This is a genomic window from Enterobacter cloacae complex sp. IR5402 (assembly GCF_049238125.1).
GTDB lineage: Bacteria > Pseudomonadota > Gammaproteobacteria > Enterobacterales > Enterobacteriaceae > Enterobacter > Enterobacter hormaechei_C.
The window spans coordinates 1-16199 of the sequence record NZ_JBMKHO010000011.1 but is presented as its reverse complement, the minus strand read 5'-3'; the positions used below and the strand labels follow the sequence as shown (position 1 = coordinate 16199).

20 protein-coding genes and 2 pseudogenes are annotated in these 16199 nt (G+C 52.3%); 21 read left to right on the top strand and 1 reads right to left on the bottom strand.

Going from position 1 to position 16199, the window contains the following annotated elements; all coding sequences use genetic code 11:
• The first annotated feature begins 4 nt into the window (after nt 1-4).
• The 6 genes from ACOTXL_RS17185 to ACOTXL_RS17160 all read left to right on the top strand — a co-directional run bounded on the left by ACOTXL_RS17185 (nt 5) and on the right by ACOTXL_RS17160 (nt 4464).
• On the top strand, nt 5-610 hold the full coding sequence (locus ACOTXL_RS17185) for a hypothetical protein (protein WP_045351063.1): 606 nt from the start codon (nt 5-7) through the stop codon (nt 608-610).
• Nucleotides 611-1838: 1228 nt separating this feature from the next.
• The gene (locus ACOTXL_RS17180) at nt 1839-2054 is read left to right on the top strand and encodes a class II holin family protein (protein WP_023292747.1); all 216 of its coding nucleotides are present in this window, start codon (nt 1839-1841) and stop codon (nt 2052-2054) included.
• Complete coding sequence (locus ACOTXL_RS17175; protein WP_045351064.1) at nt 2054-2590, top strand: lysozyme; 537 nt, start codon at nt 2054-2056, stop codon at nt 2588-2590. Before ACOTXL_RS17180 ends, ACOTXL_RS17175 begins: the two co-directional genes overlap by 1 nt.
• A complete protein-coding gene (locus tag ACOTXL_RS17170) occupies nt 2587-3126 on the top strand; it encodes a hypothetical protein (protein ID WP_045351065.1) in 540 nt (179 codons plus the stop codon). The genes ACOTXL_RS17175 and ACOTXL_RS17170 overlap by 4 nt, the downstream gene beginning before the upstream one ends.
• A gap of 328 nt (nt 3127-3454) precedes the next feature.
• Entirely contained in the window at nt 3455-3892 is a 438-nt protein-coding gene (locus ACOTXL_RS17165) for a hypothetical protein (protein WP_045351066.1), read from the top strand.
• A gap of 134 nt (nt 3893-4026) precedes the next feature.
• Nucleotides 4027-4464, top strand: a complete 438-nt coding sequence (locus ACOTXL_RS17160; protein ID WP_052686676.1) for a hypothetical protein — start codon at nt 4027-4029, stop codon at nt 4462-4464.
• A gap of 474 nt (nt 4465-4938) precedes the next feature.
• On the opposite strand, the gene ACOTXL_RS17155 is transcribed toward ACOTXL_RS17160, so the two are convergent.
• A complete protein-coding gene (locus ACOTXL_RS17155) occupies nt 4939-5259 on the bottom strand; it encodes a hypothetical protein (protein ID WP_045351067.1) in 321 nt (106 codons plus the stop codon).
• Between the two features lie 374 nt (nt 5260-5633).
• On the opposite strand from ACOTXL_RS17155, the gene ACOTXL_RS17150 reads away from it, so the two are divergent.
• From ACOTXL_RS17150 to ACOTXL_RS17080, 15 genes and pseudogenes are all read left to right on the top strand, one after another.
• Nucleotides 5634-5993 carry an HNH endonuclease gene (locus ACOTXL_RS17150; RefSeq protein WP_045351068.1) on the top strand — a complete coding sequence of 120 codons (360 nt, stop codon included), beginning with the start codon at nt 5634-5636 and terminating at the stop codon, nt 5991-5993.
• Nucleotides 5994-6129: 136 nt separating this feature from the next.
• Complete coding sequence (locus ACOTXL_RS17145) at nt 6130-6564, top strand: P27 family phage terminase small subunit (RefSeq protein WP_045351069.1); 435 nt, start codon at nt 6130-6132, stop codon at nt 6562-6564.
• Between the two features lie 34 nt (nt 6565-6598).
• Entirely contained in the window at nt 6599-8314 is a 1716-nt protein-coding gene (locus ACOTXL_RS17140) for a terminase large subunit (RefSeq protein WP_045351070.1), read from the top strand.
• A complete protein-coding gene (locus tag ACOTXL_RS17135) occupies nt 8308-8487 on the top strand; it encodes a hypothetical protein (protein WP_045351071.1) in 180 nt (59 codons plus the stop codon). Before ACOTXL_RS17140 ends, ACOTXL_RS17135 begins: the two co-directional genes overlap by 7 nt.
• Nucleotides 8487-9746 (top strand): phage portal protein, encoded by a 1260-nt coding sequence (locus ACOTXL_RS17130; RefSeq protein ID WP_045351072.1) that lies wholly within the window; start codon nt 8487-8489, stop codon nt 9744-9746. Before ACOTXL_RS17135 ends, ACOTXL_RS17130 begins: the two co-directional genes overlap by 1 nt.
• Before the next feature lie 33 nt (nt 9747-9779).
• Complete coding sequence (locus ACOTXL_RS17125; RefSeq protein ID WP_045351073.1) at nt 9780-10697, top strand: S49 family peptidase; 918 nt, start codon at nt 9780-9782, stop codon at nt 10695-10697.
• Between the two features lie 68 nt (nt 10698-10765).
• Complete coding sequence (locus ACOTXL_RS17120; protein ID WP_045351074.1) at nt 10766-12061, top strand: phage major capsid protein; 1296 nt, start codon at nt 10766-10768, stop codon at nt 12059-12061.
• A gap of 59 nt (nt 12062-12120) precedes the next feature.
• Entirely contained in the window at nt 12121-12567 is a 447-nt protein-coding gene (locus ACOTXL_RS17115) for a hypothetical protein (RefSeq protein ID WP_052683337.1), read from the top strand.
• Nucleotides 12548-12871, top strand: coding sequence for a head-tail connector protein (locus ACOTXL_RS17110; RefSeq protein WP_010433118.1), 324 nt, complete (start codon nt 12548-12550; stop codon nt 12869-12871). The genes ACOTXL_RS17115 and ACOTXL_RS17110 overlap by 20 nt, the downstream gene beginning before the upstream one ends.
• Nucleotides 12868-13209 carry a phage head completion protein gene (locus tag ACOTXL_RS17105; protein ID WP_044865532.1) on the top strand — a complete coding sequence of 114 codons (342 nt, stop codon included), beginning with the start codon at nt 12868-12870 and terminating at the stop codon, nt 13207-13209. The genes ACOTXL_RS17110 and ACOTXL_RS17105 overlap by 4 nt, the downstream gene beginning before the upstream one ends.
• Nucleotides 13210-13366: 157 nt before the next feature.
• A pseudogene (locus ACOTXL_RS17100) lies at nt 13367-14257 on the top strand (DUF1983 domain-containing protein); the annotation flags it as partial.
• 42 nt (nt 14258-14299) lie between these two features.
• On the top strand, nt 14300-14614 hold the full coding sequence (locus ACOTXL_RS17095) for a hypothetical protein (RefSeq protein WP_045351076.1): 315 nt from the start codon (nt 14300-14302) through the stop codon (nt 14612-14614).
• A complete protein-coding gene (locus tag ACOTXL_RS17090; protein ID WP_045351077.1) occupies nt 14615-15286 on the top strand; it encodes a hypothetical protein in 672 nt (223 codons plus the stop codon).
• Nucleotides 15287-15393: 107 nt separating this feature from the next.
• The gene (cor, locus tag ACOTXL_RS17085; RefSeq protein ID WP_045135225.1) at nt 15394-15627 is read left to right on the top strand and encodes a phage exclusion lipoprotein Cor; all 234 of its coding nucleotides are present in this window, start codon (nt 15394-15396) and stop codon (nt 15625-15627) included.
• A 59-nt stretch (nt 15628-15686) separates the two neighbouring features.
• Nucleotides 15687-16199 (top strand): annotated as a pseudogene (locus ACOTXL_RS17080) (phage tail protein); the annotation flags it as partial.

Sequence of the window (16199 nt, the reverse complement as noted above, 5' to 3'; positions counted from 1 at the left end):
TAGGATGACACCACGTCAACGCCGTAATCATATTGAAGCCCTGGGCAAAGCAGCTTCTGCGCCACGCAAAAGCTGGTTAGGTAAAAGCATGCTCCTGACCAGTATTCAATCCGCATGGATTAAGTCTCTACTGACAACATGGGGAGACGGGGTAAGCGGTGGAACAGCCCCACGATTGCCTCGCGCTCATGCATGCTGGGATGTTCTTAAGGGCGGGCGATGGTCGGATAAGGCATTGTCTCGCTTTACAGCTGCACTAGAACAAGCTCGAGCAGAGGGATTCAGAGGGCCGCAGGCGTTAAATCGTGCTCACGCCATTTTGTGGCCACAGCCCGCCACCAGCATCATTGATGAAGCTATGCACAATGATGACGTTGATTTTGTCGAGCAGTCAGTGCTACAGGCGCTTGATGTAAATGACCCGGTTTATATCGTCGGTCTGCAGTATTACACCACACGCAAAAAAATCTCAGACATTACGCGGGAACTACAGTCTATCGCACCGTGGCTAACGGATTGGGAGGCCAGAAAACGAGTTCGCTGGTGCCTGGAGATATTCAGGGCGAAGGTCTTTTTATCTACGCGGAAACTCATGGCTGAGCAGAGTTGAATGATTGGATTTTAACTTTTCGTGCTCTAATTCTATTTATATATTGAAAACGAGCCAGGAATTTAGATAATTCATTCATGCTTGGCAGAGCTGCGCCGCGATGGCAGCGAACTTAAGCGACAATTTGAATATAACAAAAGCCCCGCCGGTCGGGGCTTTTGTTTTACGGCGATACGACAGGGGTATTCGCGAAGGTGCATTCCACCAGTACCCCTGTCATATCGCCGAACTCACCAGACATATTCGACGTAAAAAAAATTTTAAGGGCCCGGTGTTGCAAGCTATGGTTTATCCCTTGTGTTGACAGTTTGTTGATCCAGTTTGAATTAAACTGCGTACAATAAATGTACAGGGAGAATCTATTGTTAAAGATACTCAAAACGCTGGCGTTGGTAATCTGTTTTGTGGTTAGCTGTGCAATGTACTTTCATCTCTATGTAGTGATGAATAAGGATTGTATTGGGAATACCACAGAAGAGGTGACCTATGGGCGTCTGGATGATTGCCCTGATACTGATTGCCAGCCTTATAGCTGGAGTTGTTATTTACATTGATGTTATCTCGGATTTCATTATCGATGCCAATTTCCTTCATCTCCCATAGATGTTTTTGCGTGAGCGCTGCTTTTCGCAAAATTGCTGTGTGAAAATACTGACCCTTGGGTTCAGCGCTCATCCAAAAGCATCTCGTCAAAATCCAACTAACCGGGGTGGTTTGTTGGATGAGGTGCCTCAAATTCAAATAGCCTCGCTTCGGCGAGGTTTTTTCATTTGTAAGACCTCCATCAGGTGGCGATGTCTAATCCCATTGACCGAAGGAATAAGTTCAGCGTAATTTATTTCTGTGGTGAATCCTTTCTAAGCGAAAGGGCGTTCCAGTCGACTGCTATCTGCAGGTATGCGCGCGGCTTTGCTAACTGGGGTAGAGTCACCGGGAGGCACCCGGCACCATGACAACAATAATACAAGCTTCAAATTCCTTGAGAGCCTGCCATAAAAAGCAGGCCTTTTTTTATGGTTTTGCAAACTGCTGCTACTCTTTGAGTTGTGGGAAGTAACTGAATGCCCTGTGGTTCTCCTGGACCGATAGTGAATCAGCCGATACAGCTTCACTCCTGAGCATAGGCCTTACTCACACCTACCTTACAAATAGTCAACTCATTAGCCCGCCTTCAAAAGCGGGCTTTTTTTATTCTCACGACAGCACCCGCATAGAGCGAGGTGAGAGCATGTATCGAATGGACAAAATAACTACTGGCATTTCCTACGGCGCATCGGGAGGTAGTGCCATTTACTGGTTTAGAAGACTTCTTGACGGTTACTCCCCAGAGCAGTGGGCGGCTATAGGTGTGATCGGTAGTTTACTGTTCGGCTTGCTCACCTTTCTCACCAACCTCTATTTCCAAATCAAAGCAGACCGTCGAAGAGCTGCGCGAGGTGAATGATGTCTAATAAATCAAAACTCAGCGCAGCAGTGCTGGCACTAATCGCATCAGGTGCATCTGCTCCACTCATTTTTGACCAGTTCATCAGCGAGAAAGAAGGCAATGCGCTGGTGGCCGTTGTTGATCCGGGTGGGGTCTGGTCTTTATGTCACGGCGTTACCTTTATCGATGGCAGACGTGTTGTTAGGGGCATGACAGCCACTGAGGAACAATGCCGGAAGGTTAACGCTATTGAACGCGATAAGGCATTAGCTTGGGTTGATCGCAATATCAAAGTGCCTCTGACAGAGCCGCAGAAGGTCGGTATAGCATCCTTCTGCCCGTACAACATTGGCCCGGGTAAATGTTTCCCTTCGACCTTCTATAAGCGCATTAACGCCGGAGATCGTAAAGGGGCATGTGAAGCAATACGCTGGTGGATTAAGGACGGTGGACGTGATTGTCGCCTAACTAAAGGCCAGAAGAATGGTTGTTATGGACAGGTAGAGCGGCGCGATCAGGAAAGCGCGCTAACTTGTTGGGAGTTAGGACAATGAAAATTAATCCTGGTCTGGTCGTCATTATCATTATTGCTGGCCTGTCACTTGCTCTCGTAAAGAGTTGTGCTGATGTCAAAAATATCAAGAGTGATAACGATGTGCTTCGCAGTGATAACACGCTACAGGGGCAAGTGATTGCCACTCAGGCTTTCAATTTCAGCCGATACAATCAGGTTGCAGAGCACGCCAACAGGCTTAATTCGCTGATTGATATCAGCACCGAAGAAACTGTAATCGAATACCGGGAGATTCTCCGCCGTGAAAAAACCTGTGATTTGCCTGTTCCTGCTGACATTGCTGGTGGGCTGCTCGAATACGCGCACAGTTTACGTGCCAGCGCCATGTACACCGATACCGGCAGACCTAACCAAGCCGATGATCGTACCGCTGCCGCCAGCTCAATGACCTATTGCCAGGCTGTCCTGTGGATTAAGCCGCTGCTGGCAGTTATTGAGAAAGGTAACAATAACTTTGCTGGTGTTCGTGAGATTGAGTTTCAGCGTCAATCCAGTTCACTGACCTGGAATCAATAATGCTGATTCTGTTTATCCTCCTAGCTATATGGCTCGATAGCTGCGGGGAAGAGGGCTGGCCCGATGTTAGCCCGTCTATTTCTCAGCTGGTGATCCTGAGAGAGCGTCTGGTGCATAGCAAGGGGCTATGTTGAGAAAAGAGCCGAGAGCATTACAGCAGGCATTCCTTGAGTACCTGCGATAATGCCTTACTCATCAGACATGCTTCACTCGCTTAGCACTCGAGGCAGCGCTTAATATCCGAAAAAATCAACTTTGATGGGATGCTCGCTATCGGAAGTTAGATACCTACCAGGGTAGAATAACCTCCTTAAATCATGGAGGCTTTATGTTGCAGGCGATTTTGGGAGCAAGTTGGGCAAACATCTGGGCATCGATTTCGGCAATTTTTACATTATTGGCAGTTATTGTTGCTGGGTTGGCACTGTTACGTTGGAAAAAACAAGATGAGTTGAAGGCTAAGATGGCTTTTAAACAAGCTATTGCAGATTACCTTTACGCCTTACTCCTTCTTCCTGATGACTTAAGTGATGAGAAGGCATACGCCGATTATTACGACTTAAGGATGAGTTTGATTTCAAAATTTAATCAATGCCGTAATACTTTTCTTTATTGCGAAGGTTTGCTTGATAAGGAGATCGATGTTCTGGCTCACTGGAATAATATTTACTCGCATCATTCATCTTTTCTTAAAGGAGAGGACGGTAGCACTGTTCTGCATAATGCGTGTGACAGCATTCTGAAGATAAGATTCGTCTTTAAGTGAAAGCCGGGTTTCCCCGGCTCTGCTTCAGAACATATCCATCTGCGGTGTAGCACGGGGATCGTATTCATCAACAGCAATCCCCAGTTTATGCGTTTACCAGGGTAGAATAATCTACTTAACTCAAGGAGGTTTTCATGTGGCAAACAATCTACGCTTGGCCGTGGGCAACAATTTGGGCTGCAATATCTGCAATATTTACAGCTGCAACCGTAGGTATTGCGTTTTGCGCGATGAAAGAATGGAAAAAACAGGAGCAGTTTAAGGCGAAGGTAAATTTTAAATCAGCCGTCGCCAAATACGCCTATTGCCTGGTTGCGCTTCCAAGCCATTTGAGCCCTCCGGGAACCACAAGGGATAATCCAGCGAAGATTGATGAGCTGACTGATTTATTGGCTGAAGCCGCTTTTGCTTGGTTTAGCCTGGAGGGTTCGTTGGTGGACAATAAGCATGTGACGGAATCTTGGCTTTTCATCAATGACAATCATATTCGATATGTGGATGGCGAGATTTCCTATCATGAAATTCATACGCACTGCGCTAATATAGTCACCAAGCCAATTAACAAGAAGTAAGCCGGGTTTTCCCGGCTTTGCTTTAGAACATATCCAACTGCGGTGTGGCGTGGGGATTGTACTCATCAACAGCAATTCCCAACTCCTTTCTGAACCACCGCGCGACCAACTGTCGATGGCAAAACTCTCCCGGCGGCTCCCAGCACAGCAGTACAGGCTCACATCTTGCCAACAGATGCAGCTCATTCCAGGTCTGTTCCGGATTCAGCTTCGCCAGTATCTCGTGCTCATAGAGTTCGATATAGCGGGAAACTGAAACCGAGTTAAACCATTCCCCCGGCGCCAGCTTCTTAAACGTGTGATAACTCGCGTGGGGGGGGGGCGCGTCGCGTACCGGGCAATGCTGATTCCGCCTACAAGGACCAGCTCGATCAGTTTTTAACGTTGCTTAGATACCATAGTGCGAACCTCATAAGGGGGTAACTCAGTAGTGGATTGTTTAATTCATTGTTTTTAAATAAAAAAATAATGAGGTTAGGAAAACTTAAGTCCAATTAAAGCCAAAATCGCAGGTATAGCTTTGGCGGCGATTGTAAAAATCACATGGAACTTAGTTTTTTCTTTTAGCTTACTCAAGTCGTATCCAATCCATATGACAGCGAAGGCTATACCAATCCACGCTAAAGAAACTTTTAAATTATTTTCTTCCAACAGCGCAGCATTAAGCGCGGCGGCGTAGGGAATGCTGAAAATAAAGGCAATCATTAGCACCATGCATGTTTTGTTGTCACTTGGATGATGCGGTTTTTTCTGTGATGTAATTGCGAAGGTGCTGAGTTGCTGATTAGTTGTCATATGTATATACCTTAAAAGATTTAAGCAAAGTATAATAAATGAATTAGCTGGTATTTATTACCTCCAATTAATAGTAGGGTGCTAGCGAAGGAAGGTGCGAGTTAGATGAATGAACCATGAAACTACCAACTTAAACCCTTAATTTGTGGGGGCGAACTTAATAAAATTCAGTTCATGTTGGATGTGGTTAATATGTGGGCTTTATAATGTATAATTATTAGCTTGATCTCATTTTTATAAGTTGGGATTGCAAGTCATCATGGTTCTTATAACTCGCCAATGTAATTAAGTGGGGGGGTTATTAAGCATGAATGACAACATTTATAATGGAGTGAGGTTAATGCTCAAACTCATCAATATTAAGACAATTAGCTATGCCCCCTCGTATTAAAAGACCTTGTCGCCATATGGGGTGCTCAGCGGTAGTGAATGATTCATTTGGCTACTGTGATCTCCATCAAAAACATGCCAGTGAAGGATGGCGCAACTATCAGAACGGTAAAAGCCGACAAGAGCGTGGTTATGGGCGTCCCTGGGAAGTCAGGCGTGCACGTATCCTTCTGCGAGATAAACATATATGCCAGGAGTGTCGACGCGCTGGCATCGCAACACGTGCAAATACCGTCGACCATATCCTTGCCAAGGCTCACGGAGGAACGGACGATGATTTCAATCTGGAGGCATTGTGTTGGCCATGCCATCGAGCCAAGACTGCAAGGGAGCGTCTCCGGTGAAACTCGGCCGGTCAGCGCATGGGGAGGGGGGGATCAAATCCTTAACCCCTTTCGCTTTTAAGGACTGCCGCTCCCGGTAGTTTTTTGCGCGTGAGAAATAAGAATTTTTTTTTGATGATTTTTGAGGTGTTTCGCTATGAGTACCGGAGTGAGATCGCCGGGTGGAGGCCGTAAGCAGAAGAAGACCGGAACGCAGGTCAGTTCTCTGACTCGTGCAGTTTCACCGCCGGATGAACTGCTGGGTGAGATGGCGATCGATGCCTGGAAACGAACCTGTAAAATTCTGATTAATCGTGGTTCGTTTGAAATGGAGGACTGCTATCTGCTGATGGAATATTGCAATACGGTGCAGCTCCTTTACGACGCGAACCAGGAAATAAAAGCTGATGGGATTGGGGATGAAACTGCTGCCGGTGGGCAGAAAATGGGAGCTGCAGTAAAGGCGCGGGATAAGTATATCTCACAGCTTATCCGTCTTAGCGTAGTTCTGAAACTTGATCCCAACAGCAGAGCCAGAAAACGCGCGCCGGGCGAAGAAAGTAAATCCGGCAATGAATTTGACGAATTTTGATTGGGACGATGTTCCCAATTCTTAGGGACTTATTATGGCCGCGTACCCGAGCGTCAATATGGCGAACCAGTATGCGCGGGATGTGCTGAACGGGAAAATACTTGCCTGCAAGAGCATCCAGCTGGCATGCCAGCGCCATTTTAAAGATCTGAAAATTTCTCTCGATAAGGATTACCCCTACCGGTTCGACCGTGAACTGGCGGAACGCGCCTGCCGTTTCGTTCAGCTTTTACCGCATTCCAGCGGTGATTTAGCCGGTCAAAAACTGAAGCTGGAACCCTGGCAGGCGTTTGCATTCAGCTCAATTTTCGGCTGGGTCACGAAAAAGACCAAAAAGCGCCGATTTCGCGAAGCGTATATCCGGGTGGCCAGGAAGAACGGGAAATCGTTTTTCGCGGCAGGCATTGGCACGTACATGTTCTGCGCTGACGGTGAAAACAGCGCGGAAGTGTACTGCGGGGCCACCACGATGGCGCAGGCGAAAAAGGTCTTCACCCCAGCCAGGCAGATGGCAGATCGCCTTCCGTCGCTCCGCTCAAAATTCAGTATTTCGGTCTGGGTTGACAGCCTGACCCGTCCTGACGGTTCGCTGTTCGCGCCCATCGCCGGGAAGCCTGGCGACGGTGACAGCCCACACTGCGCAATTATTGATGAATATCATGAGCACGATACGGATCACATGTATGAAGCCATGACGCTGGGCATGGGCGCACGTTCGCAGCCGCTGACGCTTATCATCACCACGGCGGGTACGTCGCTGGAATCGCCATGCTACGACAAGGATAAGCAGGTCAAGGAGATGCTCAACGGGCATGTGCCTAACGACCGCCTGTTTGGCCTGGTTTATGAGCTCGATGAAGGGGACGACTGGACCGACCCGACCAACTTCATTAAAGCGAACCCTAACCTCAACGTGTCGATATCGTATGACGATCTGCTGGCGGAGATGGAGGTCGCTAAACAGGTTCCGCGCAAGGTCAACGCCTTTAAAACGAAGCGTCTGAATATCTGGGTATCCGGTAAAGCCGCGTTCTACAACATGACGCAATGGCATGCTGCAGCCGATAAATCCCTGCGCTACGAGGACTTTGCCGGCGAGGATTATTACCTCGGTCTGGACCTTGCCCAGCGCCTGGATCTTAACGCCGGTGTTGGCGTTTTCGTACGCGAAATTGAGGGTAAGAAACACTACTACTGCATCAGGCCGAAATTCTGGGTACCGGAGGACACGGTCCGGAGCACGGACCCGAAAATTGCCAAAACTGCAGACCGGTATGTGAAGTTCGTCGAAATGGGGGCGCTTGAAGCGACAGATGGGGCAGAAGCGGATTATCGCGAAATTCTGGCCAGCATTATCGACCTTCAGGAAATTGATAAGGTCCGCGTCAGCGAAATCCCCATCGACCCCAGCGGGGCCACGGCACTCAGCCACGAGCTGCAGGACCACGGGTTTGAGCCCATTTCTATCCGGCAGGACTACACCAACATGTCGCCGCCGATGAAGGAGCTGGAAGCGGCGCTCGCTGGCGGTCGTTTCCACCATGACGGTAACCCGGTCCTGTCATGGTGTATCAGCAACGTTATCGGAAAAAATGTCCCCGGAAGCGACGATATAGTCCGACCGACGAAGGGCGACAAGCAGTCAAAAATCGACGGCGCGACAGCGCTGTTTATGGCTATAGGCCGCGCAATGCTGAACGGTCGGGCCAGCAATCAATCCGTTTATGATGAGGAAGACGTCGCATGTTAACGGCAATTATTACTTTTATGATCGGCCTGTTCGGCGCGGCGCTTATCTCGTTTGGCGCGTGGATGGTGTTTCCGCCTGCAGGCATTATTGCTGCAGGCGTGTTTTGCCTTCTGGCATCCTATTTTGCTGCCAGAGCCGCTGCGCCTGCGAATGATTCTCCAGGGGGTAACTGATGTTCATTCCTCAGTTCTTCCGGGGCAGGTCGCGTCCGGGAGGGAGCAACTGGACAACGGTTCTCGGTAGCGTCAGCGCCAGCAAGAGCTCATCGGGCATGCTGGTGACGCCGGAAACGGCAATGGGGATCGGGGCTATTCGCGCCTGTGTGACGCTCCTTGCCGAATCCATCGCCCAGCTGCCCGTCGAGCTTTATCAGCGCGACGAAAAAGGCGGTCGGCGCAGGGCAACGGATCATCCCCTGTACGATGTGATCCATTCGCAGCCAAACAGAAAGGACACCAGCTTTGAATATTACGAACAGCAGCAGGGCGTGCTGGGGCTTGAGGGGAACAGCTATTCCCTGATTGACCGGCACGGCAACGGCGATATCGCTGAACTGATACCGATTAACCCCAAAAAGGTCATCGTCCTGAAAGGGCCGGACGGGATGCCGTATTACGAGCTGCCTGAGCTGGATGAAACGGTGCCGATGCGCATGATGCATCACATCAAGTATTTCTCGCTCGACGGATACATCGGCACCTCACCGATTCAGACAAACGCGGACGTTCTCGGGCTGGGCATGGCGGTTGAGCAGCACGCCGCGCAGGTGTTCGCCCGTGGCACCACGATGTCCGGCGTGATTGAGCGCCCCAAAGAGGCGGGAGCCATCAAGAGCCAGGCGTCAATTGACAAGCTTCTGGCCAAATGGACGGACCGCTATTCCGGTGTGCGAAACGCCTTCAGCGTGGCGCTGCTGCAGGAGGGCATGAGCTATAAGCAGCTGTCGCAGGACAACGAAAAAGCGCAGCTGCTGCAGTCGCGGCAGTGGACGGTAAACGAGGTGTGTCGGCTTTACAAAATCCCGCCGCACATGATTCAGCTTCTCGACAAATCGACCAACAACAACATCGAGCACCAGGGGCTTCAGTACGTGATGTACACGCTGCTGGCCTGGCTGAAGCGCCATGAAGCGGCGATGATGCGCGATTTGTTGTTACCCAGCGAGCGTCGCGACTTTTATATCGAGTTCAACGTCTCGTCGCTGCTGCGCGGCGATCAGAAATCGCGTTACGAGTCCTACGCGCTGGGCCGCCAGTGGGGCTGGCTGTCGGTAAACGATATCCGGCGCATGGAGAACATGGCCCCGGTAGAGGGCGGCGACAAGTATCTGACGCCGCTGAACATGGTCGATACCAGCACCGTTCACGGGCTGGATAAAGCCACCCCCGCGCAGATAAGCGAAATCAGCGCAATCCTGCAGCGAACTGCATAAAACCTGATTATCAGGCTCTCACAGGTATACACAATGTCGAAATTAATCAACCTGCCGCACCTGGCTGACCAGGTGTTCGGGGTGCCTCACTACGCCACGCGGCAAATCATGGACTCGGTGAAGTCGATCCTGGTTCCTCGCCTGCAGGGCATGAATGTGGCCCCGCTGGAAATGGCCCTGGGGCCGGATGAGTCACAGGAAACGAATGAACCTCAGCAAAGCGGCGGCGGCGTGGGCGTTATTCCTGTCCACGGCATCCTGGTCCCCCGGCGTGGCCAGATCGTGAATATGTGTACGGAGCTGAACAGCTACGAGCGTATTCGCGGCCAGCTGGCTTCCCTTCTGAACGACCCGGGCATTAAAGAAATCGTGCTCGATATTAACTCGGGCGGTGGCGCGGTATCGGGCTGTAAGGAGCTGGCAGACTACATTTTCCAGTCGCGCAGCGTGAAGCCCATTACGGCCATCGTGAACTTCAGCGCGTTCTCTGCGGCGTACTTTATCGCGTCGGCCTGCAGCAAAATTATCGTCAGCGAAACCAGCGGCGTGGGCTCCATCGGGGTCATCCTGGAGCACATGGAAGCATCGAAATGGGAGGAGAGCGTGGGGCTGAAATTTACCACGTTCTCGCGCGGCGATAACAAGAACAACGGATCCCCACATGAACCGCTGACGGAGCTGGCCACGTCCCAGATACAGGCGATGATCGACGGTGCATACCAGACGTTCACATCCTCCGTCGCGCAGTATCGCGGCATAGATATCGACGCCGTTATCGGCACCCAGGCCGCGCTGTATTTCGGGCAGAACGCCATAGCGGCAGGGCTGGCAGATGAGATGTCCGATCCTCAGTCAGCCATCAACGCGATTGCCGCGAAATACAAACCCTCGCCCCAGCAATCCAGTATCCAGTTACGTGCTGCTGTTATGGATCAGCAGGCCCGTATGTAACCCGACGCGAAGCGTCACCGTAAGCAGCCAGATGGCTGCTTTTTTTATGCGTAAAAGAGAGAAAAACGATGAACAAAATCGAAGAACTGCGTCGCCAGCGCGCGGGTATTAACACTCAGGTTCAGGCCCTGGCACAGATTGAAATGAACGGCGGTACGCTGAGCGCGGAGCAGCTGGAGCAATTCAGCGATCTGCAGGCTCAGTTTGATGAGCTTTCAGCATCCATTGAGCGTCTGGAAGCGGCAGAACGTCTTGCCGCCACCACGGCAGTTCCGGTGAAGGCTGCGCAGAACGGTCGCAATGCACCGGCTGTGCAGGTAAAAGCCGAACCGGCGCAGTACAAAGGCGCAGGCATGACCCGCATGGTGATGGCCATCGCGGCAGGTAAAGGCGACCTGCAGCAGGCCGCGGCGTTTGCTGCGGAAGACCTGAACGATCAGGGGCTGTCGATGGCTATCACGACCGCAGCCAATTCAGGCGGCGCGCTCGTTCCGCAGAACATGCAGAACGAGGTGATTGAGCTCCTGCGCGACCGCACCATCGTGCGTAAGCTCGGGGCGCGAAGCATCCCACTGCCGAACGGTAACCTGGCGATCCCGCGACTGGCCAGCGGCTCAACGGCAAGCTATGTCGGTGAAGGCAAGGATGTGAAGGCGAGCGGTGCGACTTTCGATGACGTCAAACTGAACGCCAAAACGCTGATCACCATGGTGCCGATTTCCAACCAGCTGATTGGTCGCGGCGGCTTCAACGTCGAGCAGCTGATTTTAGGCGACATCATCAGCGGCATTTCCACCCGTGAAGATAAGGCGTTTCTCCGTGACGACGGTACCAACGACACCCCGAAAGGGATGAAGGCCGTGGCCACGGCGGGTAGCCGCACGCTCCCATGGGTGGCGGACGAAGAAGTGAACCTGCAGACCATCGATACCTACCTTGATGCCCTCATCCTCATGGCCATGGACGGTAACAGCAATATGCTGAAGAGCGGCTGGGGCATGTCCAACCGCACCTACATGAAGCTGTTCGGCCTGCGCGACGGGAACGGCAACAAGGTTTATCCGGAAATGGCAACGGGGATGCTGAAAGGCTATCCGATTGAGCGCACCTCGGCTATTCCGGCGAACCTGGGCACGGGCGGCAAGGAGTCTGAGATTTACTTTGCGGACTTCAACGATGTCCTGATTGGTGAAGACGGCGCAATGGTGGTCGATTTCTCCCGCGAGGCGACCTACATCGATGCAGACGGGAACACCGTTTCCGCGTTCGCGCGTAACCAGTCCCTGATCCGCGTCATCATGGAGCACGATATCGGCTTCCGCCATATCGAAGGCCTGGCGCTGGGTACCGGCGTTACCTGGTAATACTCCGACAATCGTGATTAACAGCCCGCCCCGCGCGGGCTTTTTTACAGGTGAACATCATGGCTCCTAAAACCAAAAACACTCAGAAAGACGATACCGCCACCGACACCAATGCCGAGCCAGCGGTAACGACTGCAGCTGATACTTCAGCACCTGCACCAGATGTTAACACCGGTTCTGCAGGCGAAGCCGGTGGTGACGGTGATGGTACCGAACCCGGTCCGGACGGCGACGATACGGATTCAGGTGGTGATGCGAAACAGGATGAAACCCCAGAGGAACGCATGTCAAAACTGACTGGAAAAGTCGCTGCGGTACAAAACGGGCGCGTCGCGGTGACGTTCCTTGGTCCGTTCAGCCGCTACAGCCGTGGCGATGTGGCCTGCTTTGACAGCGCCGTCGCGCAGGACATGGTGGACCGAAATATCGCCGTCTGGGCAAAAGATGCAGAACGCGCCCTTCAACCGAATAAGGACGATGACGCGCATGATACTGACATTGGCTGAAGCCAAAACCCAGCTGCGCCTCGAGCTGGATTTTGATGAGCACGACAGCCTGCTGACCAGCCTGATTGGCGCGGCTCAGCGCAGCATCGAGCGCAGCTACTACTGCAGGCTGGTAGAGAACCAGGCGCAGCTTGACGCACTGCCTGACGGTGAGACGGGTTACATCATTGATGAAGATATCAAGCTGGCCGCGAAGATGATGGTCTCGCAGTGGTATCTGAATCCCACCGGCACGGCAGAAGGTTCGCCGTCCGATTTGGGCGTTGAGTACCTGCTGTTCCCGCTAATGGAGCATACCGTATGAGTGACCCCCTGCGCCCCGGCGAGCTGAACTGCCGGATAACACTTAGCTACATGGAAACAGAACGCGGGGAGCTCGGCGAGACGCTTCCGGCCCGTGAGGTGAGCGCCGGAAAGGCCTGGTCCAAAAAGGAGCTGGTATCCGGGCGGAAGGTCAGGACGCTGGACCAGCAGCAGGTCGTCGAAACGTGCCTCTTCACGCTGTACCCGCGCAAGGTTGACGTGGACTGGAAGGTATCGACAGCGGACCGGGTATATACCGTTCGCAACGTCGAGCGCCTGACGGATCGGATAATCATCACCGGAGAGGCGGATTCACGCCATGATCGAGTCAGCAATTAAAACCGCCGTCGAGCGGATTACCGGGCTGGATACGTACCCGCTGCTGCTTCCGGATACGATGCAGGAAGGCGCGACGTTCCAGCGTATTTCTGACCCGCAGGTTGGTGACGGACTGAGGCGGACCGGGCTGTCCGAGGTCCGGATACAGATTTCGCTTTATGTTGTCGATGTGTCGTCTTCTCTCTCAGAGCTTGAGCAGACCGTCGCAACGGCTGATAACGCGTTGGGTCAGCGAATAGATAGCATCAACGTGTCTATGGACGGCATGACGGGTGGGGTGAAAAACTCGGCTATCGCAATTATTCAGGGCAACCTGGCTCAGGTGGCCACGCGTAAATCGTTGTCGGCTTCAGTCGCCGGTAACAGCGCACAGCTGGACCGCATTGATGAGGTGATTGTCAACGACAGGGAGGCAACGGCGCGCTCTCTGCTGAGTCTGCAGACGGACGTTAACGGCAACAAAGCATCCATCAACAACCTGAATCAGACGTTCTCGGATTACCAGCAGGCTATGGCCACGCAGGTAAACAGCATCACGGCGACCGTTAATGGCCACACTTCTGCGATCACCACCAATGCGCAGGCCATTGCGAACGTCAACGGCGACCTGAAGGCGATGTACAGCATTAAGGTCGGGTTATCCAGCAACGGCCAGTATTACGCGGCAGGGATGGGTATCGGCGTGGAGAATACGCCATCCGGCATGCAGTCGCAGGTTATCTTCCTGGCTGACCGCTTCGCTGTTACCCACCAGGCCGGAGCGACCGTTACGCTTCCGTTCGTTATCCAGAACGGGCAGGTAATTATCAGAGATACGGTAATAGGCGATGCCACTATCACGCGAGCGAAACTGGCTGAAACAATCAGCTCGGTTAACTACGTTCCGAACCAGGCTGGCCTGTCCATAAACTTTAGAACGGGCACGCTTGAGAACTACGGTTCGACAGCTGGCGAGGGGGCCATGAAACAGACCAACCAGACAATCAGTGTACGGGACTCCAACAATGTGTTGAGGGTGCAGATCGGGAGAATCACTGGTACATGGTGACGGGAGGCCTCTTGCGGGGCCTCTATTTTTTCAGGAGATACGATGGCGGAATACGGTGTTCAAACATGGGATGCATCAGGCAAGGTTAACAACTATGGAATTAAGCCAGTCAGCGTTTGCGGCTATCTGCAACTGGCCGTTAACCAGAAAACAGGCTCTTATTCCGTTGCCCTTCCACCGGGTTGCAAACTGACCTACTTTCAGGCCATGAACGATGATAAGTGGGGAACAGGAAGAAGGAAGATCTCCATCTCCGGCGGTACTGCAACGGTTTCCTCTGTGGGGGATACCGACTATTCCGCAGGGACTGAACCCGCAGTTGCAGCTTTTCTCATTTTCCAGATCGAGAGGGCATAAATGGCGCAGTACGGCGGTTTACTGACGACGACGAGCGGTGAGGTATGGGTTACCGCGAACAGCTCGCCAATTGCATTACAGGCGCGAAAGACAGCGGCACTGCAGGGAACCTCGGGTTTCAATACAAAGGTGACGCACACCTTTCCCTCAGGTCAGCCCGTTGTGGCCTTCGTTCATTGCACGGTTGAAGTGGAAATCACTCAGACGGTAAGCGGAAACTCCATCACGATTGATTTTCTCAGACCTAATGCAACCGGCACAGCGTACGTTTATTTTTTCACAATTTTCCCCCAGACAAAGCCAGATTACGGGATGGCCGTGTGGGATGCATCGGGGACCCTGATTTTAACCCACGAGACGCGCACGCTCGGCGATGTTGTTACCATAGGAACTGCCGGAGTAGATGCAAGCTCAGGCTACAACATCAACACAACCCGGGCGGGGAAGTGGGCTTGCATGCCCGTCATGCTCGGCCTGATTACCGGGGTTATATCAGCCGGTGGCCAGCCGCAGCCCTACGCTGCAATTTACAAGAGCATGGCAAAACTCGAGGGAAGCAATACGCGGATATTTGCCAGACCTCAGACAACCCCCTCCGGAGGGCTGCAAAACGTCGCGTACTCAAACATGAGAAACGTCATCATGGCCATCAATTGCGCCAACTACGATTGATCGTTTTCAGCGATCAATTTCTAATAATTGATCTACCAAATCAATTATATCCCGTTGATTCATATTGTTATTGTGTAACCTTGTGAATGCCCTGGGATATAACCACTATGAAAAACATGATTCTTTGCCTGGCGGTGGCGGTTTTACTCTCCGGTTGCGCTGGCGTTATTGAGAAACAGCAACCTGTGTGTTCCGGTACAGCCCTTATCGGCGGGCAGGAAAACAGTGTCCAGATTTACGGAGTGCGTAAACAAAACAATCAGACCCAGTACCGCGCCGGTTATCCCTTTAACTGGACCTGGGTTAGTGCCAACACGTTCACCAGCACCACCTGCCAATAACTCATTCTGTTTCAAAACAAACCTCGCTACGGCGGGGTTTTTTATTGCCTGGAGAAAATATGCTTTATAACACTGGCACCATCGCCGTTAACGGAAACACCGCAACCGGCACCGGCACAAATTGGACTGCACCAGCCAGCCAGGTTCGCGCTGGCCAGACAATTATCGTTATGTCCAACCCGGTGCAGATGTTTCAGATTTCATCCGTGAACAGCGCCACGTCACTGACGGTAACGCCTGCTGCATCACCGGCGCTCAGTGGCCAGAAGTACGGCATTCTGGTATCAGACAATATCTCGGTCGATGGCCTGGCGCAGGCGATGTCGCAGCTCATCAAAGAGTATGACGAGAATATCGGTGCGTGGGAGACATTCGCCACCACATCTGCAAATCAGAGCATCACTGTAACCATCAACGGCACCGCCGTAACCATCCCCGGCATCGGGAAATTGGCGCAGAAAGGGAGCAACGGTGCGCTTGCAATCGCTGACGGCGGGACCGGGGCAACGAAGGTGGAAGACGCTCGCACAAACCTCGGTTTGGGAAGTAGCGCGACAAAGGACGTCGGAACG

Excerpts from the sequence above, each read along its gene's own strand:
- ACOTXL_RS17185 (WP_045351063.1), top strand. The coding sequence starts at position 5 with ATGACACCACGTCAACGCCGTAATCATATTGAAGCCCTGGGCAAAGCA.
- ACOTXL_RS17180 (WP_023292747.1), top strand. The coding sequence starts at position 1,839 with ATGTATCGAATGGACAAAATAACTACTGGCATTTCCTACGGCGCATCG.
- ACOTXL_RS17175 (WP_045351064.1), top strand. The coding sequence starts at position 2,054 with ATGTCTAATAAATCAAAACTCAGCGCAGCAGTGCTGGCACTAATCGCA.
- ACOTXL_RS17170 (WP_045351065.1), top strand. The coding sequence starts at position 2,587 with ATGAAAATTAATCCTGGTCTGGTCGTCATTATCATTATTGCTGGCCTG.
- ACOTXL_RS17165 (WP_045351066.1), top strand. The coding sequence starts at position 3,455 with ATGTTGCAGGCGATTTTGGGAGCAAGTTGGGCAAACATCTGGGCATCG.
- ACOTXL_RS17160 (WP_052686676.1), top strand. The coding sequence starts at position 4,027 with ATGTGGCAAACAATCTACGCTTGGCCGTGGGCAACAATTTGGGCTGCA.
- ACOTXL_RS17155 (WP_045351067.1), bottom strand. The coding sequence starts at position 5,259 with ATGACAACTAATCAGCAACTCAGCACCTTCGCAATTACATCACAGAAA.
- ACOTXL_RS17150 (WP_045351068.1), top strand. The coding sequence starts at position 5,634 with ATGCCCCCTCGTATTAAAAGACCTTGTCGCCATATGGGGTGCTCAGCG.
- ACOTXL_RS17145 (WP_045351069.1), top strand. The coding sequence starts at position 6,130 with ATGAGTACCGGAGTGAGATCGCCGGGTGGAGGCCGTAAGCAGAAGAAG.
- ACOTXL_RS17140 (WP_045351070.1), top strand. The coding sequence starts at position 6,599 with ATGGCCGCGTACCCGAGCGTCAATATGGCGAACCAGTATGCGCGGGAT.
- ACOTXL_RS17135 (WP_045351071.1), top strand. The coding sequence starts at position 8,308 with ATGTTAACGGCAATTATTACTTTTATGATCGGCCTGTTCGGCGCGGCG.
- ACOTXL_RS17130 (WP_045351072.1), top strand. The coding sequence starts at position 8,487 with ATGTTCATTCCTCAGTTCTTCCGGGGCAGGTCGCGTCCGGGAGGGAGC.
- ACOTXL_RS17125 (WP_045351073.1), top strand. The coding sequence starts at position 9,780 with ATGTCGAAATTAATCAACCTGCCGCACCTGGCTGACCAGGTGTTCGGG.
- ACOTXL_RS17120 (WP_045351074.1), top strand. The coding sequence starts at position 10,766 with ATGAACAAAATCGAAGAACTGCGTCGCCAGCGCGCGGGTATTAACACT.
- ACOTXL_RS17115 (WP_052683337.1), top strand. The coding sequence starts at position 12,121 with ATGGCTCCTAAAACCAAAAACACTCAGAAAGACGATACCGCCACCGAC.
- ACOTXL_RS17110 (WP_010433118.1), top strand. The coding sequence starts at position 12,548 with ATGATACTGACATTGGCTGAAGCCAAAACCCAGCTGCGCCTCGAGCTG.
- ACOTXL_RS17105 (WP_044865532.1), top strand. The coding sequence starts at position 12,868 with ATGAGTGACCCCCTGCGCCCCGGCGAGCTGAACTGCCGGATAACACTT.
- ACOTXL_RS17095 (WP_045351076.1), top strand. The coding sequence starts at position 14,300 with ATGGCGGAATACGGTGTTCAAACATGGGATGCATCAGGCAAGGTTAAC.
- ACOTXL_RS17090 (WP_045351077.1), top strand. The coding sequence starts at position 14,615 with ATGGCGCAGTACGGCGGTTTACTGACGACGACGAGCGGTGAGGTATGG.
- cor (WP_045135225.1), top strand. The coding sequence starts at position 15,394 with ATGAAAAACATGATTCTTTGCCTGGCGGTGGCGGTTTTACTCTCCGGT.